At 67.3% G+C, this 21,034-nt stretch carries 22 protein-coding genes; 10 read left to right on the forward strand and 12 right to left on the reverse strand.

The features are described 5' to 3' along the window. Positions 1 to 44: 44 nt before the first annotated feature. The 6 genes from EYZ64_RS23820 to log all read right to left on the reverse strand — a co-directional run bounded on the left by EYZ64_RS23820 (position 45) and on the right by log (position 5,451). Complete coding sequence (locus tag EYZ64_RS23820; protein ID WP_135457293.1) at positions 45 to 620, reverse strand: DNA-3-methyladenine glycosylase I; 576 nt, start codon at positions 618 to 620, stop codon at positions 45 to 47. Beyond that, on the reverse strand, positions 617 to 1,024 hold the full coding sequence (locus tag EYZ64_RS23825) for a DivIVA domain-containing protein (RefSeq protein ID WP_135457295.1): 408 nt from the start codon (positions 1,022 to 1,024) through the stop codon (positions 617 to 619). The genes EYZ64_RS23820 and EYZ64_RS23825 overlap by 4 nt, the downstream gene beginning before the upstream one ends. A 30-nt stretch (positions 1,025 to 1,054) precedes the next feature. Then, positions 1,055 to 2,005 carry a glucosyl-3-phosphoglycerate synthase gene (locus EYZ64_RS23830; RefSeq protein WP_167857942.1) on the reverse strand — a complete coding sequence of 317 codons (951 nt, stop codon included), beginning with the start codon at positions 2,003 to 2,005 and terminating at the stop codon, positions 1,055 to 1,057. Then, a complete protein-coding gene (gene folP / locus EYZ64_RS23835; protein WP_135460211.1) occupies positions 2,002 to 2,826 on the reverse strand; it encodes a dihydropteroate synthase in 825 nt (274 codons plus the stop codon). The genes EYZ64_RS23830 and folP overlap by 4 nt, the downstream gene beginning before the upstream one ends. Positions 2,827 to 3,019: 193 nt before the next feature. Further along, positions 3,020 to 4,798 carry a long-chain-acyl-CoA synthetase FadD6 gene (fadD6, locus tag EYZ64_RS23840; protein ID WP_135457297.1) on the reverse strand — a complete coding sequence of 593 codons (1,779 nt, stop codon included), beginning with the start codon at positions 4,796 to 4,798 and terminating at the stop codon, positions 3,020 to 3,022. Between the two features lie 92 nt (positions 4,799 to 4,890). Continuing rightward, a complete protein-coding gene (gene log, locus EYZ64_RS23845) occupies positions 4,891 to 5,451 on the reverse strand; it encodes a cytokinin riboside 5'-monophosphate phosphoribohydrolase (RefSeq protein ID WP_135457299.1) in 561 nt (186 codons plus the stop codon). 116 nt (positions 5,452 to 5,567) lie between these two features. Between log and EYZ64_RS23850 the strand changes: the two genes are divergently transcribed. The 4 genes from EYZ64_RS23850 to EYZ64_RS23865 all read left to right on the forward strand — a co-directional run bounded on the left by EYZ64_RS23850 (position 5,568) and on the right by EYZ64_RS23865 (position 9,747). Continuing rightward, the gene (locus EYZ64_RS23850; RefSeq protein ID WP_210115563.1) at positions 5,568 to 6,254 is read left to right on the forward strand and encodes a TetR/AcrR family transcriptional regulator; all 687 of its coding nucleotides are present in this window, start codon (positions 5,568 to 5,570) and stop codon (positions 6,252 to 6,254) included. Between the two features lie 45 nt (positions 6,255 to 6,299). After that, complete coding sequence (locus EYZ64_RS23855; RefSeq protein WP_135457301.1) at positions 6,300 to 6,689, forward strand: anti-sigma factor antagonist; 390 nt, start codon at positions 6,300 to 6,302, stop codon at positions 6,687 to 6,689. A gap of 10 nt (positions 6,690 to 6,699) precedes the next feature. Next, the gene (locus EYZ64_RS23860; RefSeq protein ID WP_135457303.1) at positions 6,700 to 8,775 is read left to right on the forward strand and encodes an AAA family ATPase; all 2,076 of its coding nucleotides are present in this window, start codon (positions 6,700 to 6,702) and stop codon (positions 8,773 to 8,775) included. A 108-nt stretch (positions 8,776 to 8,883) separates the two neighbouring features. After that, complete coding sequence (locus EYZ64_RS23865; RefSeq protein WP_135457305.1) at positions 8,884 to 9,747, forward strand: type VII secretion target; 864 nt, start codon at positions 8,884 to 8,886, stop codon at positions 9,745 to 9,747. On the opposite strand, the gene EYZ64_RS23870 is transcribed toward EYZ64_RS23865, so the two are convergent. The 3 genes from EYZ64_RS23870 to dapE all read right to left on the reverse strand — a co-directional run bounded on the left by EYZ64_RS23870 (position 9,728) and on the right by dapE (position 12,940). Further along, positions 9,728 to 11,347 (reverse strand): ABC-F family ATP-binding cassette domain-containing protein, encoded by a 1,620-nt coding sequence (locus EYZ64_RS23870; RefSeq protein ID WP_135457307.1) that lies wholly within the window; start codon positions 11,345 to 11,347, stop codon positions 9,728 to 9,730. The two genes, EYZ64_RS23865 and EYZ64_RS23870, sit on opposite strands and share 20 nt — an antisense overlap. 166 nt (positions 11,348 to 11,513) lie before the next feature. Then, complete coding sequence (locus EYZ64_RS23875) at positions 11,514 to 11,879, reverse strand: RNA-binding S4 domain-containing protein (protein WP_135457309.1); 366 nt, start codon at positions 11,877 to 11,879, stop codon at positions 11,514 to 11,516. Beyond that, positions 11,876 to 12,940: a succinyl-diaminopimelate desuccinylase gene (gene dapE / locus EYZ64_RS23880; RefSeq protein WP_135457311.1), complete on the reverse strand. Its 1,065-nt coding sequence runs from the start codon at positions 12,938 to 12,940 to the stop codon at positions 11,876 to 11,878. Before dapE ends, EYZ64_RS23875 begins: the two co-directional genes overlap by 4 nt. 34 nt (positions 12,941 to 12,974) lie before the next feature. On the opposite strand from dapE, the gene dapD reads away from it, so the two are divergent. Further along, the gene (dapD, locus tag EYZ64_RS23885; protein ID WP_135457313.1) at positions 12,975 to 13,919 is read left to right on the forward strand and encodes a 2,3,4,5-tetrahydropyridine-2,6-dicarboxylate N-succinyltransferase; all 945 of its coding nucleotides are present in this window, start codon (positions 12,975 to 12,977) and stop codon (positions 13,917 to 13,919) included. Between the two features lie 533 nt (positions 13,920 to 14,452). Here the strand turns inward: dapD and EYZ64_RS23895 are convergent. Together EYZ64_RS23895 and EYZ64_RS23900 are read right to left on the reverse strand one after the other, a co-directional pair. Beyond that, entirely contained in the window at positions 14,453 to 14,800 is a 348-nt protein-coding gene (locus EYZ64_RS23895) for a VOC family protein (RefSeq protein ID WP_135457318.1), read from the reverse strand. After that, a complete protein-coding gene (locus EYZ64_RS23900) occupies positions 14,791 to 16,197 on the reverse strand; it encodes an acyl-CoA synthetase (protein WP_135457320.1) in 1,407 nt (468 codons plus the stop codon). The genes EYZ64_RS23895 and EYZ64_RS23900 overlap by 10 nt, the downstream gene beginning before the upstream one ends. Before the next feature lie 78 nt (positions 16,198 to 16,275). Between EYZ64_RS23900 and EYZ64_RS23905 the strand changes: the two genes are divergently transcribed. From EYZ64_RS23905 to EYZ64_RS23925, 5 genes are all read left to right on the forward strand, one after another. Continuing rightward, positions 16,276 to 16,758 (forward strand): DUF309 domain-containing protein, encoded by a 483-nt coding sequence (locus EYZ64_RS23905; RefSeq protein WP_167857943.1) that lies wholly within the window; start codon positions 16,276 to 16,278, stop codon positions 16,756 to 16,758. 8 nt (positions 16,759 to 16,766) lie between these two features. Further along, positions 16,767 to 17,321, forward strand: a complete 555-nt coding sequence (locus EYZ64_RS23910) for an NUDIX domain-containing protein (protein ID WP_135457322.1) — start codon at positions 16,767 to 16,769, stop codon at positions 17,319 to 17,321. 34 nt (positions 17,322 to 17,355) lie between these two features. Then, a complete protein-coding gene (locus EYZ64_RS23915; RefSeq protein ID WP_135457324.1) occupies positions 17,356 to 18,387 on the forward strand; it encodes an isopenicillin N synthase family dioxygenase in 1,032 nt (343 codons plus the stop codon). A 209-nt stretch (positions 18,388 to 18,596) separates the two neighbouring features. Next, on the forward strand, positions 18,597 to 18,842 hold the full coding sequence (locus EYZ64_RS23920; protein ID WP_286175109.1) for a helix-turn-helix domain-containing protein: 246 nt from the start codon (positions 18,597 to 18,599) through the stop codon (positions 18,840 to 18,842). Then, positions 18,839 to 20,065, forward strand: a complete 1,227-nt coding sequence (locus EYZ64_RS23925) for a type II toxin-antitoxin system HipA family toxin (protein ID WP_135457326.1) — start codon at positions 18,839 to 18,841, stop codon at positions 20,063 to 20,065. Before EYZ64_RS23920 ends, EYZ64_RS23925 begins: the two co-directional genes overlap by 4 nt. Positions 20,066 to 20,073: 8 nt before the next feature. Here the strand turns inward: EYZ64_RS23925 and EYZ64_RS23930 are convergent, their stop codons facing one another. After that, entirely contained in the window at positions 20,074 to 21,033 is a 960-nt protein-coding gene (locus EYZ64_RS23930; protein WP_135457328.1) for a proline dehydrogenase family protein, read from the reverse strand. Position 21,034 lies beyond the last annotated feature (1 nt).

Here is a 21,034-nt window from a genome sequence, read left to right on the forward strand (position 1 = left end):
AGACCCGTCGGATACCGACCGAAGGCATGTTTTACCGGTCACAATTATTGTGCCGGGACCCAGCAGGCCGCGATGTGGTCATCGACCATCCCGGTGGCCTGCATCAACGCATATGCCGTGGTGGGGCCGACGAATTTGAAGCCCCGGCGCTTGAGTTCCTTGGCCATGGCGGTCGATTCGGTGGTCACCGCAGGCACTTGGGCCAGGTCAGCGGGCCGCGGCCGGGCCGGTGGGGCGAATGACCACAGCAGCTCACCCAAATCGACGTCGAGCTCGGTGACTGCCCTGGCATTGGCGATGGTCGCGAGGATCTTGGCCCGGTTGCGCACGATGCCGGTGTCGGCCATCAACCGCTCGACGTCGTCGTCGGTGTACTTCGCGACCGTGGCCGCGTCGAACCCGTCGAATGCGGCGCGGAAGTTCTCCCGCTTCCGCAGGATGGTCAGCCAGCTCAGCCCGCTCTGGAAGGCCTCCAGGCTGATCCGCTCGAACAGCGCGCCGGAATCCCGCAGCGGCCGGCCCCACTCGGTGTCGTGATAGTCGCGGTACAGAGTGTCGCCCGCGGCGGCACTACTGGATTGGACCGCCCAACCGCACCGGATCCGGCCGTCGTCGGTCATGGCTCCTCCGGGGTGCGGACCTCGCCTGCGGTGGCCGACACCTCGGCGTCGGCGGTGCCGACAGTCAGGTCATCGTCGTCATCGTCGTCATCGTCGTCGAAGTCGGCGGGCACACCGTAGGCCGCGCGAACTGCCGCCAGTTCCCCACGGACCGCATCGAGTTCGCGGCCCAGCCGATCCAGCACCCAGTCCACCTCGCTGGTCTTGTACCCGCGTACGACCTGGGCGAACTTGATGGCATCCACATCAGCACCGGTGACGCCCGAGGCAGGCAGGACCGTGGCGGTCGTCCCCCGCGGAAGAGGCGGCAGCGTCTCACCCCGGCCGAAGATGACGCTGCCCAGACCGAACAGCACCGTGGCCACCAGAACCAGCACCACCAGGTACAGCAGTATCAGTGTCACGTCCTCGATACTGCCTCACGCATACGACACCTAGCGCGGGCGCAGGGTCACCATGGGCGGGCGGTCGGCCAGCGACACCGACGACACCCGCGGGGTGAAGTCGTCCCCGTCGGCGTAGAACTGCGTCAGCCCCACCCCCGAATCGGCGATCCCGCAGCGCGACAGCAGGGTCGCGATGACCTGCCGGCTCATCGATGCCAGCTCGGTCAGCGGCCGGTTGCGATGCGCCCGTACGCCCAGGTTCACCTGCGCGATGGCATCCAGGCCGAGCTGGTCGTAGGTGTCGACCAGCAGGCCGATCTCCACGCCGTAGCCGGGCGCGAACGGCACCGAGGTCAGCAGCTCGCGGGTACCCGCGTATTCGCCGCCCAGCGGCTGGAACACGCAGTTCAGCTCGGGGCGCAGCGAGGCCAGCAGCGGGCGCGCCACCAGTTCGGTGACCCGGCCGCCGCCGTTGGCGTCCTCGGCGCCGCTGACCTTGAGCGGCCGCCGGTAGAACCCCTTGACCAGATGCACACCGTCGGTGGTCAGCAGCGGGCCCAGCAGCTTGGGAACGAACATCGGATCGGGGTCGATCAGGTCGGAGTCGACGAAGGCGATGATGTCGCCCGTGGTGGCAGCCAGCGACCGCCACAGCACCTCGCCCTTGCCCGGCTGCGGCTCAACTTCGGGCAGCGCGACCTCACGGCTGATCACCCGGGCCCCCGCGGCGACCGCGCGGATCTCGGTGTCGTCGGTGGAACCCGAATCGAGCACGATCAGCTCGTCGACCAGCCCGCCCAGCAGCGGGGTGATGGTCTCGACGACGGAGGCGACGGTTTCTTCCTCGTTGAGGGCGGGCAGCACCACCGAGACCGTACGGCCGGCTTTGGCGGCCTTCAGTTCGGAGATGGTCCAGCTCGGCCGGTTCCAGCTGTGGTCGGTCAGCCAGCGGTGGCCCACCACTCCATCGGTGACATCCAGTTCAGGCAGTGCAGTCATGCCAGTCCCCTCACTGTTCGTGCGGGTGCCCGCACTCCCTGGATCGACGCGACCATCTCCAGCACGCGCCGCGTGGGTCCGACCTCGTGTACCCGGAACATCGCGGCACCATCTGCGGCGGCCAGCGCCGTCGCGGCCAGGGTGCCCTCCAGGCGTTCGGTCAGATCCACACCCAGAGTCTCCCCGACAAAATCCTTGTTGCTCAGCGCCATCAGGACTGGCCATCCGGTCTTAACAAGATCTTTTACGTGGCGCAACAAACTAAGACCGTGATGAGTGTTTTTACCGAAATCATGGGTTGGGTCGATCAGGATCCGGTCTCGCGGCACACCCGTTGCTACCGCCCGTTCGGCCGCGGCGGTCACCTCGGCGATGACGTCGTCGACGACACCGCGTTCGGTGATCCCGTAGTTCACCCGGAACGGCCGGGTGCGCGGCACGGCGCCGCCGGTGTGTGAGCACACCAGCCCGGCGCCGAATTCGGCGGCAACCTCGGGCAGCCCGGGATCCGCGCCCGCCCAGGTGTCGTTGATCAGGTCGGCTCCGGCCGCACAGGCCTGTTTGGCCACCGCGGCGCGCCAGGTGTCGACGCTGATCAGCTGGTCGGGATAGGTGGTGCGCAGCCATTCGATGAACGGCACGACGCGGGCGATCTCCTCCTCGGCGTCGACCATGCTGCCCGGGCCGGCCTTGACCCCGCCCACGTCGATCACATCGGCGCCCTCGTCGATCACCCGCTGCGCTGCGGCCTTGGCCGCGTCGTCGGTGAAGGTGGCCCCGCGGTCATAGAACGAGTCCGGCGTCCGGTTGACGATCGCCATGATCAGCGCACGGTCACCCGCGACCGGGCGCCCGCAGAACAGGCCATTGCACGTCGACAACACGCCTCCATAGTGCCTGGTGCGGCATGCACGGCAGCATTGGCGCCAGATTCCGCGCCGTTTCTACCTGTTGGTCGTCGCCCGACACGATCGACAACCCAGGCGTAGAAATCGGCGCGGAACCTGGCGTCTACTACTTGGGCCGCTGACCGGCCGTCACTTCGTCGGGGTACTCGGGGTAGAACGGCACGTAGCCGTCCGCCCGGCCTGACAGCACGTACACCGGGTCCTTGATTTCCGATCCATAGCCCTGCTTGCGCAGGTCCACCTTCTGGCTCTTGAACGTCGAGGTGTGGGCCAGCTCGGTGACGACGCGAACGAACAACGGCACGGCGTAGGCCGGCAGGTGTCCGTAGAACGCGTCGGCGATCGCCTTCCCGTCGAACTCGTGGTCGGCCTTGAGCTGAATGGCGGCCATGCCGGCGCGGCCGCCCGCACCGGGCACCTCGACACCGAACACCGTGCACTCGTCGACTACCGGGTCCCCGGCGAGCGCGGCCTCCACCTCCGTGGTGGCCACGTTCTCGCCCTTCCACCGGAAGGTGTCACCGAGCCGGTCGGCGAATGCGGCGTGGCCCAGCCCCTGAGAACGCATCAGGTCGCCGGTGTTGAACCAGACGTCGCCGTCCTTGAACGCGTTGCGCACCAGCTTCTTCTCACTGGCCGACGGATCGGTGTACCCGTCGAACGGCTGCAGCGCGCTGATCTTGGACAGCACCAGCCCCGGCTCGCCACGTTTCACCCTGCGCAGCCGGCCGTCGGCGGCGCGGGCCGGTTCGCCGCTGGCGGCGTCGTACTCGACGAATGCGACGGGGCTCGGGCAGATGCCGGTGGACTTGGAGACGTTGAAGACGTTGACAAAGGCGGTGTTGCCCTCGCTGGAGGCGTAGAACTCGCAGACCCGCGGGATGCCGAACCGCTGGGTGAACTCATCCCAGATGGCCGGCCGCAGCCCGTTGCCGACGATGACGCGGACCTTGTGCGCCCGGTCGGTCGGCTTGGGCGGCTGGTTGAGCAGGTAGCCGCAGATCTCGCCGATGTAGGCGAACGCGGTCGCGCCGTAGTCGATGACCTCGTCCCAGAACCGGGATGCCGAGAACGACTTGCCCAGGGCCAGTGCGGCCCCCGAGTTCAGCGCCGATCCAATCGAGACGGTCAGGGCGTTGTTGTGATAGAGCGGCAGGCAGCAGTACAGGGTGTCATCGCTGTGCAGGCGCAGTCCCAGGCCGCCGAATCCGGCCAGGGCCCGCAGCCAGCGGTAGTGGCTCATGACGCTTGCCTTAGGCATGCCGGTGGTGCCCGAGGTGAAGATGTAGAAGGCCTTGTCCTTGGCCAGTACGGCCGCCGCGCTGGCCGGGTTGGTGGTCGGCGCGGTGGCCGCGAGCCGACGCAGCTCCTCGACCGTGATCAGGCCGTTGGGCTCGGCCCCGCATTCGCTGATGTGCTCGATCAGGTCGGACTCGGCGACCACTGCCGTGGCATTGAGCAGCCCGATGCTGTGGGCCAGGACCTTGCCGCGCTGGTTGTAGTTGAGCATGCCGGTGACCGCGCCGCATTTGACGATCGCCAGCATCAGCAGCACCGCGTCGGGCGAGTTGCGCAGCATCACCCCGACCACGTCACCGTGGCCGACGCCCTTGGCCGCCAGCACCGCCGCGTAGCGGTTGACCGTCTCGTTGGCCTCGCGGTAGGTGATGCGCTCGTCGCCGAACTTGAGGAAAACCCGGTCGGCGTACTGGGCAGCCCGCTCCTGGAACACCTTGCCGATCGAGGTCTTGGCCGTCGGCCGGGCCATCATTCCGGTGAGGACGCCCCGCGCGATGACCGGCGCGTCCATCAGCAGACCGGGTACCTGGCTGGCGAGGTCGAGTAGGCCGACGCTGCTCCTGGTGCCCGATTTCTGGTCGGTCATGCGGTCTCCCCCTGCGCGTTGTGTGGGTCTCGAGATGGCCCTCGTGTGGGCAACACCATAGCCGCGCGGGTAACCGGGCGTTACCGCCGGTTCTACATAAGCGGCGCGCACACGTCGAGCGCTGCGGCGACCTCGTCGACAACGATCAGCCGGTCGAGGGCCTGGCTGCTCACATAGCCGGAGTCGACGAGCCCACGCAACCAGTTCAACAATCCGTCGTAGTGGCCGAACGGGTCCAGCAGCACGACGGGCTTCTCGTGCATCCCCAGATAGCCCGCCGTCCAGGCCTCGAAGAACTCCTCCAACGTGCCGATGCCGCCGGGCAGGGCGATGAACGCGTCGGAGCGGTCCTCCATCTCCTTCTTGCGTTCCCGCATGGTGTCGGTCACCACGAGTTCTTCGGCGTCCACGTCGGCGAGTTCACGATGCACCAGCGCCTTGGGGATCACGCCGACCGTGCGGCCGTTCGCCGAGCGCGCCGCACGGGCGACCGCACCCATGGCCGAGACGTTGCCGCCGCCGGAGATCAACGTCCATCCGCGCTTGGCGATCGCCACCCCGACCTCACTGGCCAATGCCAGCAGCTCGGGATGGGTAGGCCCCGAAGCGCAATAGACACACACCGCAAACTCGCGGTCAGTTTCACCGGACACCTACACAAACTAGAGGGTGCTGGTGAACCGCCGATGACGGGTGGGCAATGTCCGCCGGTGATGGACTCAGCCCCGGCTCGCAGGGAGACTGAACGGAACGTGGAGGGACGATCCTGGTGACTGACGATGTCGATCAACCGACACGGTTGAGCCGCGAGTTCATCTTGGACACCGCGATCGGGCTGATCGATCGCGACGGTCTGACGAAATTGACCATGCGACGGCTGGGTACGGCCTGCGGTGTCGAGGCGATGGCGCTCTACCGCTATGTGCACAGTCGGGGTGACCTGCTGACCGGCATCGTGAACCACATCGTGGACCGCCTCTACGCCGATCAGCTCGCCGCCCGCCGCCAGGAGGATGGTTGGCAGGACTTCCTGCTCCGGCTCGGCCATGGCGTGCGCCAGATCGCGATCGAACACCCCGAGGTGTTCCCACTTGTGGCAACTGAGGCCCCGGAAGCCCCGTGGGTGCGGCCGCCGCTGCGCAGCCTGCGCTGGATGGAGACGTTCCTGGAGACACTGATCTCCTACGGGTTCAGCGATGACGCCGCCGTGGCCGCGTACCGGACGTACACCACATTCCTGGTGGGCCAGTTGCTGCTCGAGGTGTCCGCCCGCGGTGTCGCACTCAGTCCCGACGAGGCCGTGCTCGACACCGAGCCACGGCCCGATACGTCGCTGGCCGATTACCCGAACCTGCGTCGGCTGCAATCGATGCTGGCCGAGGACCACAGCACCGACGAGTTCGAGGACGCGTTGGAGGCCCTGCTCGACCGCATCGAAACGTGGTCAGGCTCCTGACCAGGCACCCGAACAGGGGCGTTTACAACGTAAACTTCGGCGGTTATGCTCGGTTTCACCGTGGAATCGACCCAGCAGAATCACGAGCTGCACTGGACGGCTCGCACCACACCCGAAGGCCTCATCGTTCAGGTCTCCGGACAGGTCGATGCCCACAACGAATCCGCCTGGCAACGCATGCTCAGCGAGTCGGCAGCTGCCGCGCCCGAATCCTCGATGCTCATCGTCGACGCCGGATTCCTGGACTTCATGAGCTGTGGGGCACTCGTCGCCCTGGCCAAGCAGACCGTCGACAGCCGTCAGCAAGGGATCACGGTCCGGCTGGTCATCCGTCAGCAGAGCATCAGGCGGATCATCACCGAATGCGGCCTGGACGACGCGGTGTCGGCGCACCCGGACCTCGATTCGGCGTTGAACGGCCACCCCCCGCCATAGGATCCGGTGGATGGCTGTCGACTGGGTGATCGCACCGCGTGACCGCGTGCTCGACGGTCTGGAGGCCGGCCTGCACGAGCGCCGCGGCGCGGCTCTTCTCGGCCCGGCCGGTGTGGGCAAGACGTCCGTCGCCCGCACCGCGGCCGAACATCTCGCCAGCGATTTCCGCCGGGTCGTGTGGATCGCCGGCACCGAATCGGCTGCGGCGGTCCCGTTCGCCGCGGTGGCGCACCTGATCGATATCCCCTCGGCGGGCAAGACCGCCGAAGTGCTGCGATCCGCGCGCGAGGCGCTCGGGTCCGACCTGTTGCTGGTCGTCGACGACGCGCACCTGCTGGACCGGTTGTCGGCAGCCCTGGTGTACCAACTCACGGTGAGCGGCGCGGCCAAACTCATCGTCACCGCGTCCGCGGCACAGGCACCCGATGACGTCGCGGCGTTGTGGGGTGACGGCTTGGTGAGTCGTGTCGACATCTCCCCGCCGGGCCACGATGACGCCCGGCTGGCCGATCAGGTGGCCACGTTTCTCGCCGATCTGCCCAACGGTGCGGGAGCCGTATTGCGTCAACTGGCGGTGCACGATCCGCTGCCACTTGCCGATCTGACAGCCCTGACCAGCACCGAGGCGGTGCAGGAGGCACAACAGTGCGGCGTCGTGTGCGTCGACGAGGCGGTGGCGCGTTGTGTGCATCCGCTGTTTCTCAACGCGATACGCGCCACGATCGGCGGGCCCGGCCTGCGGCGGCTGCGCAGCACGCTGGTCGAGCAGCTGTCTGCGGCGCCCCGCCCCGGTGTGGTGGACCGGCTGCGGGTGGCGGTGCTGGCGCTCGACAGCGACTCCCCACTGCCCGCGGCCGAACTCGTGGACGCTGCCGGCGAGGCACTTCGACTGGGCGACCTGGAATTGAGTGAGCGACTGGCGCGGGCCGCGACGGCGTCGGGTGGTGAATTCCAGGGGCTGCTCACCCTGGCGTACGCGTTGGCCTGGCAGGGCCGCGGCCGTGAGGCCGATGCCGTCCTGGCGCAGATCGACCCCGCCGACCTGACCGAGGACCAGTTGATGGCGTGGGCACTGCCGCAGGCGGCCAATCAGTTCTGGATGCTGTCGGAGCCCGAACGCGCCACCGCGTTCCTGCGCGCCACCCGCCGCCGGGTATCGACACCGACGGCCCAGATCACGCTCGACGCGCTGGCGGCCACTTTCGCGATGAATGCCGGTGCGCCACAACGGGCTTTGGGACTGGCACTGGAAGTACTCGCCTCCCCTGCCGCCGATGACACCGCGGTCGGTTGGGCCGGGTCGACGGCAGCGCTGAGTTGCGCGCGGATCGGCCAGTTCGATCAGGTGGACGCGATGGCACACCGTGCACTCGCGGCAGGGCATCCGGGCCTGTTGCGGTTCACCAGCGGCTTCGGCCAGACCACGGCGCTGATGATGACCGGCCAGCTGGACCAGGCGCAGGAAATGGCCAAGAGCATCACCGATTTCACCCAGCTGCTGCAGCCCGGCCGCGCCATCGGCGAGGTGTTGATGGCCGACGTGCTGCTGGTCCGCGGCAGTTTCGACGAGGCGATTGCGTTGTTGCGCAAGGCAACCGCCGCACTGGCACCGACCGGGTATTCCTGGGGACCATTGGCCTGGATGTTGTTGGCGCAGGCCGTCGGTCAGCGTGGCATGCCGGTCGAGGCTGGAAAAGCACTGTCCCGTGCGGAGTCCCGGCACGGGCTCAAGTCGATGCTGTTCGCACCTGAGTTGGCACTGGCCCGAGCCTGGACTTGCTCTGCCCGCAAGGATTCGGTGGGCGCGGTGACCGCGGCGCGCGAGGCCGCCAAGGCCGCCGAGCGCGGCGGCCAATCCGCGGTGATGCTGCGGGCCTTGCACGACGGCGTGCGGCTGGGCGACACCCGGGCCGTCGACGCGCTGACGAGGGTGGATCTGGACTGCGTGTTCGGGCAGCTGACGTTGGATCATGCCCGCGCGTTGGCGGCCGGGGATGGTGCGGCGCTGGCCGAGGTTTCGGCTCGGTACCGCGACGTTGGGATGCTCGCCGCTGCGGACGATGCGGCGCGCCAAGCCTCGGCGTGAGGTCTACACAGACCGTGACTGCCAAAAGCCGAGTGAACTTCCCGCTCGGCACCCACCCGCGCCGAACGTAGGATGCGCAGTTAGACCGCACGATCTCCAGGGGGCTCGATGAACCAGTTCGTCGCCGACACGGCCGCCATCACAGGCCTGCAAGGGACCGTCGGCAGCGTCAGTGAAGACATGAACAACTTCAAGAATGCGTTCTCCGGCCCGTCGGACCTCGCGTCCAGCCACGGCCAGATCGGCTTTCCGTTCCAAAATTCGCACGGCGGTGCCCAGTCGTCCCGTGCTGGCGCCTTAGCTGCCACCCAGTTTGCCGCGAGCAGGATGGCCGAATTGCTCGGCCAGGCCTCACAGGCATATGCCCGTGGCGATATGGAATCCGCCAGCCGGCTCAAGGCCCAGGCCGATCAGCTCGAGGGCGCAGGCTCCGCGGCGTCCGGCGCCGGCGGCGGCGCCGATCCCGCGGGCGCAGGAGCGGGCGGTGCGGGCCAGGTGCTGGGCCAGTTCGGCCAGATGGCTTCGCAGATGGCGCAGTCGATCACCCAGCCGCTGCAGGGCCTCACCCAGGCGATGACCCAGGCGCCACAGCAAGTCATGCAGGGTGTGCAGGGCATTGTCGAAGCCGCTACCCAGGCAGCCGGAGGCGGCGGGGACGCTGCAGCCACGGCCGCGGACACCGGTGGCGCGGGAGCCGAGAACGCCATCAAAGCCGCCGACCACCAGGGGCCCGGCGATGGTGCTGGGGGCGGCCCAGCGGATCAGCCCGACGCCAAGCACGACGGCAGGGACGACGCCGAGCCCCGCAAGCATGACGGTGATCGCGCTCCTGTGGGCGAGGCCGGGGCCGCCGCTGACCGCAGCTACGAGCAACTCGGCAATCGCGCCTCAGCCGGTGCCGCAGCTGAGGACGGCTACGGCGTCGGCACTGTGCCGACCCAGATCCACAACATCAACCCGCGACGGCAGTAGCCAACTCTCCACCATCCAGCCGCAGCCACCGGTCGATGCCGATGGCGTCCAGGAACCGTTCATCGTGGCTGACCACCACGAACGCCCCCCGGTAGGCGTTCAGCGCGGATTCCAGTTGTCCCACACTGACCAGGTCGAGGTTGTTGGTCGGCTCATCCAGGAGCAGCAGTTGGGGCGCGGGTTCGGCATAAAGCACGCACGCCAGCGTCGCCCGTAACCGCTCCCCGCCCGACAGGGCGGCCACCGGCAGGTGGATCCGGTCGCCGCGAAACAGGAACTGCGCCAACAGATGCATGCGCCGGGTGTGCGACAGGCTCGGTGCAGCCGCAGCCAGGCTCTCGGCCACCGTGCGGTCCTCAGCCAGCAGGTCGAGGCGCTGCGACAGCGAGGCGATACGCCCGTCAACCCGTTGCACCGTTCCCGAGTCGGGTTCCAGCGTGCCGTCGATGATGCGTAAGAGTGTCGACTTGCCGGCTCCGTTGGGACCGGTCAGGGCGATACGTTCCGGCCCGCGGATGGAGAGGTCGATCCCATTGTCGGCGAACAGTTTCCGGCCGCCGCGGCTGATCTGCAAGCCGTCTCCGGCGAACACCGTGCGCCCGGCCGGCACCACGGTGTCGGGCAGATCCAACGCAATCACCTTGTCGTCACGCAACGCTCGTTCAGCTTCGTCGAGCCGGCTCCGGGCATCGTCGACTCTCCGAGCGTGTACGTCGTCGGCGCGGGCCGCCGATTCCTGGGCATCGCGTTTCAGCTTGCCCGCCACGATCTTCGGCAGCCCGGCGTCCTTGAGGTTGCGCGCCGCGGTCGACGAGCGTCGGGCGGCCCGCTCGCGGGCCTCCTGCATCTGTCGCTTCTCCCGCTTGAGCTGTTGTTCGGCGTTACGGATATTGCCCTCGGCCACCTGTTGAGCAGCCTCCACGGTCTCCTGGTAGTCGGTGAAATTGCCTCCGTAGAAGACGATTTCGCCGCGGTACAGTTCGGCGATCTGATCCATCCGGTCCAGCAGCACCCGGTCATGGCTGACCAACAGCAGGCAACCGGTGTAGCTGTCGAGCGCGTCGTACAGGCGGTGCCGGGCCTCGCTGTCCAGGTTGTTGGTGGGCTCGTCGAGCAGCAGCACACTGGGCCGCTTCAGCAGTTGGGCAGCCAGCCCCAAAGACACCACTTCCCCGCCGGACAAGGTTCCCAACCGGCGGTCCAACGCCAGGTCATCCAGGCCGAGCCGGTCCAACTGGGCACGGGAGCGTTCCTCGATGTCCCAGTCCTCGCCGATGGCGGTGAACACCTCCTCGCTGGCGTCACCATCGGCCAGCGCTGCCAGTGCGTCGAGCACCGGAGCGATCCCCAACACCGCGGCCACGGTGAGATCGGCTGTGAACGGCAGGCTTTGGGGCAGGTAGCCGACGGCGCCATCGGCGACCACTGAGCCCGCGGAGGGTCGGTACTCGCCGGCAATCAGTTTGAGCAGCGTGCTCTTTCCGGCGCCGTTGGGTGCGACCAGGCCGGTGCGGCCGGGCCCGATGGAAAACGACAGGTCCGAGAACAGCTCGACGTCATCGGGCCAGGAGAACGACAAATGGGAACAGACGATAGACATGCTGGTACTCCAAAGTGATGCGGGCAACAGGCACCGCATTGAGGGGCAGGAACGAATCGACTCTCGGGATCACCCGGAGATGTCGTCTCCCAGCATGTTTTCGGCCCACCTTGGTTGACAGCAGATGCGAGACCCATACTACGCATGCATGCAACCGATTTACGGTTCAGAACGTCTCGCGCAATCGATCCAGTTGTCGCCGTTCACGTTTCGTGGGTCGGCCGGCGCCTCGATCGCGGACCGGAACGGACGCCACCATCTCCTTGGGCGGCGGTGGCGGGCTGCGGTCGATCAGGCATTCCGATGCGATGGCGGCACCGACTCTCTTGGCGATGGGCCGGATGACCTCCACGATTCGTTCACGTCCGTCGAGCCGGACCCGCACCTCGTCACCGGGGCTCACGTGCTGCGCCGGTTTGGCCGGCACGTTGTTGACCCGGACGTGTCCGCCGCGGCAGGCGGCCGCCGCCGCGGACCGGGTCTTGGTGAGGCGCACGGCCCAGATCCAGCTGTCGACGCGGACGGTGCTCATGTCAGGTAGCGCCGCAGCATGTCGGTGACCGCGGTGATCTGGGCGATCTCGACCCGTTCGTCGACCTTGTGGGCGAGGTTGGGGTCGCCCGGACCGTAGTTGACGGCGGGTATCCCCAGCGCGGCGAACCGGGACACATCCGTCCAGCCGTACTTGGCGCGGACCTGTCCCCCAGCTGCGGCCACCAGCGCGGCGGCGGCCGGTTTGGCCAGCCCCGGCAGGGCGCCCGCGGCGGCGTCGGTCAATTCGATGTCAAGGTCGAGGCCATCGAACACCTCATGCACGTGGGTGAGGGCCTGCTCGACGCTGCGGTCGGGGGCGAACCGGAAGTTGACGGTCACCGATGCCGCGTCGGGGATGACATTGCCGGCGATGCCGCCGTCGATACGTACTGCCGACAGTCCTTCCCGGTAGACGCACCCGTCGATGTCGACATTGCGGGGCTGATAGGCCGTGAGCCGGTCAAGTACCGCACCGAGTTTGTGAATGGCGTTGTCGCCCAGCCAGGAACGTGCGGAATGCGCGCGGGTGCCGGTGGCGCCGACGACGACGCGGATCGTGCCCTGGCAGCCCGCCTCGATGAAGCCGCCGGACGGTTCACCGAGGATCGCGACGTCGGCCTGTAGCCAGTCCGGCAGCTCGCGTTCGATGCGGCCCAGCCCGTTGGCGCTGGACTCGATCTCCTCGCAGTCGTACATCACCAGGGTGATGTCGTGGCTCGGCTCGGCAATGGTGGCTGCCAGGTGCAGGAACACCGCGTCACCCGACTTCATGTCCGAGGTGCCGCAGCCCCACATCTCGCCATTCTTGATGTGGCTGGGCAGGTTGTCGGCAGCGGGCACGGTGTCGATGTGTCCGGCCAGCATCACCCGCGACGAGCGGCCCAGGTGGGTGCGGGCCAGCACCGCGTCACCATTGCGGATCACCTCGAACCACGGCGCCTGCGCACGTAGCGCGGCCTCGATCTCGTCGGCAATGCGCTGCTCATGACGTGACTCGCTGGGGATGTCCACCAAAGCAGCCGTCAGCGCGATCGGATCAGCAGTCAAATCCAGGCCCACGATGCTCAACGGTAGTCCAGTAACCTTGGCCAACGTGACTGCAGCATCTGGCGTCGGCCTGGCCACCATCACCGCCGACGGGACCGTCCTGGACACCTGGTTTCCCGCTCCCGAGCTGAGCGCCTCCGGCGATGCCGGCACGGTGAAGCTCAGCGGCGATGACATCCCCGCTGAGTTCGCGGGCCTGACCTGCCCCGATGCCGACCGCGGTGTCGAGGTGGTGGCGGTGCGGACCACGATCACCGACCTCGCGGACAAGCCGGCCGACGCGCATGACGCCTACCTGCGGCTGCACCTGCTCTCGCACCGGCTGACCAAGCCGCACGAGGCAAACATGGACGGCATCTTCGGAGCGCTGGCCAACGTGGTGTGGACGAACTTCGGGCCGTGCGCGGTCGAGGGCTTCGAGACCGTGCGCGCCAAGCTGCGCCGCCGCGGCGCGGTCGCGGTGTACGGCGTCGACAAGTTCCCGCGGATGGTCGACTACGTGTTGCCGTCGGGCGTGCGGATCGCCGACGCCGACCGCGTCCGCCTGGGTGCGCACCTGGCCGCTGGGACGACGGTCATGCACGAAGGCTTCGTGAACTTCAACGCCGGCACGCTGGGCACCTCGATGGTGGAGGGCCGGATCTCGGCCGGTGTCGTCGTGGACGACGGCTCCGACATCGGTGGCGGCGCGTCGATCATGGGCACCCTGTCCGGTGGCGGCAAAGAGGTGATCTCGGTGGGCAAGCGCTGCCTGCTGGGCGCCAACGCCGGCCTGGGCATCTCGCTCGGCGATGACTGTGTGATCGAGGCCGGGCTCTATGTCACCGGCGGCACCAAGGTGACCACCGCTGACGGGCAGACCACCAAGGCCGTCGAACTCTCCGGGGCCAACAACCTGCTGTTCCGCCGCAACTCGCTTTCAGGCGCAGTCGAGGTGGTCAAGCGTGACGGCACCGGCATCACGCTCAACGAAGCGCTGCACGCCAACTAGATTCGGCCGCCGAATGTCGGCTTGTGTGTCAAACTTCGCGAAAAACCGGCACACAAGCCAACATTCGAGGGTCAGCGCAGCCTAGGTGCAAGGAATCCCGTGCGGGCCACCGACCCAGTGACCTGGCGGCGACTGCCACGGGCACCACTTCTTGACCTGCCCGGGCGGGCCCCAGTTGACCCCAGGATTCCAATCGACCCAACCCGGTCCCGGAACCCATGGAATGTTCGGGCCCCATCCAGGGTCAGCCTGCGCCGTACCCGCACCCAATCCGAGTGAGCCAAGGCCGAGCGCACCGGCGATCATTACCGTTCCTGCGACTTTCTTCAGACTCATGTGGAGTCTCCTCCTGTTCGTCTTCGCAGCCCCAAGTCGAGGCGAGGCGTTGACGACCTGCCGTTCCAGATTCACCAAACGGCGTACCAACTCACAACCTGTATGTCTGACGATACGCCTCTGCCAGATACCCCAGGCGGTTCCAACAGCTCGCATGCTGCCGCCATTCCGTGCACGTACGCGGTGGTTACCGGCGCCTACTCGGCAGCGAGCACGCAGAACTCGTTGCCCTCTGGGTCGGCCAGCACCACCCACGTTTCGTCACCCTGGCCGACGTCGACGTGGCGGGCGCCGAGGCCGATCAACCGGTCCACCTCGGCCTGTTGATCGTCGGGGGTGAAGTCCGGATGCAGACGGTTCTTGACCACCTTGTCCTCCGGCACGGCAGTGAACAGCCAGATCGGGCCGGCGCCCGGCGGCGGGGTTAGCAGCACGTCGCCGTCGGCATCGGTATGTGCGGGCCAGCCCAGCGCTTCCGACCACCAGGCGCCCAACGCTTCGGGATCGTGTGCGTCGATGCAGATCTCGGAGAACCTCAACCCCATTGCGCCAGTTCCTTTTTCATCACCTTGCCCATCGCGTTGCGGGGCAGGCTGTCCACGAGCCGCACTTCGCGAGGACGTTTGTGCGCTGAAAGTTCTTGGGCGACATACTCGATCAGCGTATCGGGTGCGGCATTGCCGACAACGAACGCAACGATGCGCTGCCCCAGATCGTCGTCGGGCACCCCGACCACGGCCACCTCGTCGACGCCGTCATGACCCAACAGCACGGTCTCGATCTCACCGGCGCCGATGCGGTACCCGCCCGATTTGATCAGGTCCACCGACTCCCGCCCGACGATGCGATGCATACCGTCGGCATCGATGACCGCGACGTCGCCGGTGCGGTACCAGCCGTCGGAATCGAAGGCGTCGGCGGTGGCCTCGGGCCGGTTGAGGTAGCCACCGAACACCATGGGGCCCTTGATCTGCAGCCGTCCGATCGTCTCGCCGTCGTGCGGCACCGGCGCGCCGTCGTCGTCGACGAGCCGGGTCTGTACTCCGGCCAGCGGCAGCCCGACCCAGCCGGGCCTGCGCTCACCGTCGACCCGGGTGCTGAGGGTGATCAGCGATTCGGTGCTGCCGTAGCGCTCCACCGGCGCGTGCCCGGTCAGTCGGACCAGCTCGTCGAACACCGGCACCGGCAGCGGCGCGCTGCCGGAGACGAGCAGCCGTGCGGTGGACAGCGCCAGCGCCGAGTCGAGGTCCTTGACCACCCGCGACCACACCGTCGGCACCCCGAAGTAGAGCGTGCCCTGTGCCTGCGCGTACGCGGCCGGTGTCGGTTTCCCGGTGTGTACGAAGCGGTTTCCGATCCGCAGCGAGCCGAGCAGACCCAGCACCAGGCCGTGCACGTGGAACAGCGGCAGCCCGTGCACCAGGGTGTCGGCAGCGGTCCACTGCCACGCCGCGGCCAGCGCGTCGATGTCGTCGGCGATGGCCTGGCGGCTGATCGGTACGCCCTTGGGCGCTCCGGTGGTCCCGGACGTGTACATGATGATCGCGGTCGAATTCGGTGCCGGCTCGGGATAGCGGTGCCAGGACCGGGCGTGCAGCCGCACCGGGATGTGCGGCAGTCCCTCGGTCTCCTCGGGCCGCTCCCCCAGCCAGGCCTGGGCACCGGAGTCGGCGAGGATGTGCCGACGCTCTGCCGCGCCGACGTCGGCAGGTACCGGTACCACCGGCACACCGGCGATCAGGCATCCGATGACGGCGAGGACGGTCGTCGGGGTCGGTGTCGCCAGGACGGCGACACGTTGCGCGACAGCCACGCGCTCGGCCACCGAGGTGGCCGCGCCGATGAGATCACTGCGGCTCAACACAGCACCGTCGATGGAAACGGCGTCGGCGAGCTCGGCGCCGGCGGCGACGGCCGCGGGGTTCAGGGAGGCCAGCAACACTCTTGTGAGGCTACCGGCGTGCCGTCCGTCGATCCCACGCACTCGACAGGATGCGGAGTTGGCGCGAGGCTGGTGCCCATGGGCACAGCTATGCGCGATCGCGATGACTCCGGCCGGCCCCGCAGCACCCGCCCGCGTGACGCACTCGGCCGACCGTTGCCGTACGGCAGTGAAGGCGTCGACCGGATTCCTGATGACCTGGAGCTCTCACCGGCTGAAACTCTCGCGTACGCCCAGGATCTGCTCGACCGTGGTCAGGCGTTCGGTGCTCACGAAGTACTCGAAGCGGCGTGGAAGAACGGCCCGGAGCACGAGCGTGCGCTCTGGCAGGGATTGGCACAGCTGGCCGTGGGCATCACCCATGTGCAGCGCGGCAATCGGACTGGGGCCGCGGCCCTGTTGAGACGCGCATCGGCACGGCTTTCGCTCATCGACCAACCGGCGCCCCATGACATCGACGTGGCCCACCTGGTCGAGTTCGCCGCCACGCTCGCCGATGAGATCGACCAGGGCGACGTCGAAACACAGCGGCTACACGTCCGCCTGCGCGTGGACGGATGAGGGAGACGATGGGAACGATCCGGCAGACTGCGACGCGCGAGGTGTACCGGAACAACTGGTTGACGCTGCGCGAGGACGACATCGTCCGGCCCGACGGCAGCACCGGCGTCTACGCCGTGGTCGACAAGCCGACCTATGCCCTGGTGATCCCGTACGACCCCGCTCACGATCGGTTTCACCTCGTTGAACAGTTCCGGTACCCGCTGGGGCTGCGGCGCTGGGAGTTTCCGCAGGGCACCGCACCCGAACAGCAACATCTGGATCCGACTGCGCTGGCCCACCGGGAGCTTCGTGAGGAGACCGGGCTGCGCGCCGAGAGCATGGAACGTCTGGGCCAGCTCGACGTGGCTGCCGGGATGAGCAGCCAGCGGGGGTGGGTGTTCCTGGCGACCGGGCTCACCGAGGGTGAGCACGAACGCGAGCCCGAGGAACAGGACATGCACAGCGCGTGGTTCTCCCGCGGGGAGCTGGACCGGATGATCCGGGACGGTGAGATCACCGATGCCCAGACTTTGGCGGCATTGACGTATCTGCTTTTGCACGAGAGCGGAATTCAGCGTTGACATCAACTTAAGTTGAGGTTCTAGCGTCGACCGCGTGAGTCAACCAGAGGTGATAGTCGACCAAGTCGTCCTGCGCGATGGCTTCGTCCCGTTGATCGATATCAGCAGCGCGCAAAACGGCGATCAGCGTCAACGTCAGGCGGTGGCCGATGCCATCGGCCGGTGCTGCGAGACCAGCGGGTTCCTGCTACTCGTCGGCCACGGGGTACCCGATGACGTGATCAAGGACGTCAACCGCGCGCTACGCGAGTTCTTCTCGCTGCCGCAGGCGGTGAAGGAACAGGTCGGGTCGGATCCTGCCGATCCGCTGGCCCGAGGGTTCAGCAGTGCCGGCAGCCTGGCGGCCACCAACGATGGGGCCGACCGCGCGGCTGAGCACGAATCACCGGACCACGTCGAGAAATTCGTGTATTTTCCGCGAGGTAATCCGGAGGGGTTCGACAGGCCCGGGTGGCCCGACGATCGCGTGTTCGTCACCGAGCGATGGCCCGAGGTGCCAGGATTCCGCGCGGCCTACCAACGCTATTACGACGAGATGGCCTCCCTTGCCACCGAATTGGCGCGGCTGTTCGCCTTGGCCCTGGGCCTGCGCGAAGACTGGTTCGACACCTTGATCGACCGGCACAACTCCAACCTGATGGCCAACCACTACCCGGCCGACGATCAGCCGGCCGGCCACATCCGGCTGAGCCAGCACAGCGACTGGGGCAACCTCACGATCCTGCTGCAGGACGATTCCCAGAGCGGGCTACAGGTTCTCAACGATCGTGGTGAGTGGCTTGACGTGCCGGTCGTGCCGGGCGCGTTCGTCATCAACATCGGAGACCTACTGGCCAGGTGGACCAACGACCGGTGGGTCAGCACGGTGCATCGCGTGGTGAGCACCGGAGCACCCACAGCCGAGCGGTTCAGCCTCCCGTTCTTCCACCAGCCCAACTTCGACGCGGTGATCGAGTGCATCCCCACCTGCGCGACTGCGGACAATCCACCGCGCTACGAGCCGGTGGTCTCCGGGCCGTATCTGCTCAACAAGTTCAAGATCGCCTACGATCTGGCCCCCGGCTGAGGTTGGGGCTCAGCGCCGCAGAGCCTCGCCGCGTTGACCCTGCTGACGTTGCACTATGCCTGAATTTTCGCTCATAATGGTTGACAAATGCTCGGCTGAGCCGGAGCATGCCATTAATGCCTGAAAAATAAGGCATAAGGGAAGATGGGGAGACCTCAGCCCCGCACACCTCCCTTATGCATGAACTACCTGGCATAAGGAGCAAGCAGATGCCCGAGCCGCGCCGGACCAAGCCCACCCTGAAATCCACCACGCCGGACATCACCCAGATGGGAGAGGCGTTCGCGGCCAGGCGAATTCAGCTCGGGCTCACCCAGCAGGTGCTGGCCGACCTCGCTGGCGTCTCGCGCTACAGCATTCAAGCCCTCGAACATGGCACCGGCTCAATCAAATTGGCCTCGGTCATCGAAATCGCCGACATCCTCGGCTTACGGGTTCAGGTCACCGCCACATGACCGACTTTGAGTCGCTACGCGAAATCGCGCATGCCGACGTGTATCTCGGCGATCACGCGGTTGCCAGCCTGACCCGCGATGACCGAGACCAAGTCGTGTTCGGCTACCGCGGTCCGGCACCGGCACCTGGCGAGGCGGTCCGCGACCGGTCGGTGTCGTGGTCGCTGCCCCGCCATGCGGACTACCCACTGGTGACACACGGCGGTGCGGTTCCGCCGTTCTTCGCCGGTCTCCTGCCCGAAGGGGTGCGCCTCGGAATCGTAACCGCATCGACGAAGACATCGGCCGACGACCATTTCACCTTGCTGCTCGCGATCGGTGCCGACACCATCGGCAACGTGCGCGTGCTGCCGGCCGGCACGGCACCGCCTACGCCGGGGCCAATGTTCGACCCCAAGCACAACAATGACTTTCGCGCGGTCTTTGCACGCCTCACCGGATCGCTGGAGCACGACCCCGTCGGGTTGCCCGGAGTTCAGCCCAAGGTCAGTGCGGCGATGTGGTCCACTCCAGCGACGACAACCTCGGGACCCGCGATCCTCAAGCTCAACCCGCCCACCGGGTTTCCCCGCCTGGTCGAGAACGAGCATTTCTTCATGCAGATGGCGGCCTCGTGCGGACTCAGAACCGCGCAGACACATCTGCTGCACGACGCAGAGGGACGCAGTGCACTGCTGGTGGAACGATTCGACCGCCGGGGCGACCTCCGTATTGCGCAGGAGGACGCCTGCCAGGTCGCGGGGATCTATCCCGCCTCGAAATACCGCATCCACACCGAGACCGCGATCGATGCACTCACCGACGCCTGCGCCCACGGCGGCGGATCACGGGCAGCTGCCACCCTCGAGTTGTTGCGAATCGTGATGTTCTCGTGGTTGATCGGCAACGGCGACCTGCACGGGAAGAACTTGTCGATCTACTGCCCCGATGGCTTCTGGCGGCCAACACCGGCATACGACCTGCTGACCACGCAGCCCTACACCGGTTGGCGGGATCCGATGGCCATGAGCCTGTATGGCCGTGCCAACCGTCTTGATCGGGCATGGTTCCTCGATGCTGCCGAACGGCTCGGGCTGCGTAGCCGGGCGGTGGCCCGGATGACCGACGACCTCGTTGACGCGGCCCGACAGTGGCCTCATCGCTGCAGCGAAATCGGGTTCACGACACGGCAAACCGAACTCCTTACCGACCTGCTCTCGGCACGGATCGACACGCTGAAATAGCGGCCGGCTCAGTGCCGCTCGGCCAGGGCGCGCAGGAAGAACATCAGGTTGGCCGGCCGCTCGGCCAATCGCCGCACGAAGTAGCCGTACCACTCGTTGCCGAACGGGACGTACACGCGCACATGGTTGCCCGCCTCGGCCAGCCGGCGTTGTTCGGCGTCTCGGATGTTGTAGAGCATCTGGTACTCGAAACCGTCCACGCCACGGCCGAATTCAGAGGCCAGTGCCGGTACCGCGTCGATGATCACCGGGTCGTGTGAGGCCACCATCGGGTAGCCCGACCCGGCCATCAGCACCCGTAGGCACCGCAGGTAGGAGCCGGTGACCTCCTCGGCGTCGCGGTAGGCCACCGAGGCGGGTTCGTCGTAGGCGCCCTTGCAGAGCCTGATCCGGGCCCCCGCCGCGGCGAACTCGCGGCAATCCGCCTCGGTGCGATGCAGATAGGCCTGCAGAACCGTTCCCAGCCAATCGAATTCGGTGCGCAGGTCACGCACGATCGACAGGGTCGAGTCCGTGGTGGTGTGGTCCTCGGCGTCCACGGTCACCCAGGCCCCCACGTCGCGGGCCTTGGCGCAGATGGTGTGCGCGTTCTCGTAGGCGATCTTCTCGCCGTCGCGAGGCAGCGCCTGCCCGAGCGCCGAGAGCTTGAGCGACACTTCCAGCGGACGCACCGCCGCATCACCGTCACCGCGGCGTGCCAACCCGTCGAGCAGGGCCAGGTAGGACTGCACGGTACGTTCGGCGTCCTCGTTGCTCGCGGTGTCCTCGCCGAGGTAGTCGACGGTGACGAACCGGCCCGAATCCCGCAGCGCACCAACGGTGTCGAGCGCGTCGGGCACGGTCTCCCCCGCGACGAAGCGGTCCACCACCTTTCGGGTGATCGGGAGGCGTTCGGCCGTGTGGCGCAGCCGCGACGAGTGCGATGCGGCCAGGATCGTCGGGCGGGCAACCCGCTGAAACACGCCCATC

The sequence above is a fragment of the Mycobacterium sp. DL99 genome (assembly GCF_004762045.1).
Lineage (GTDB): Bacteria > Actinomycetota > Actinomycetes > Mycobacteriales > Mycobacteriaceae > Mycobacterium.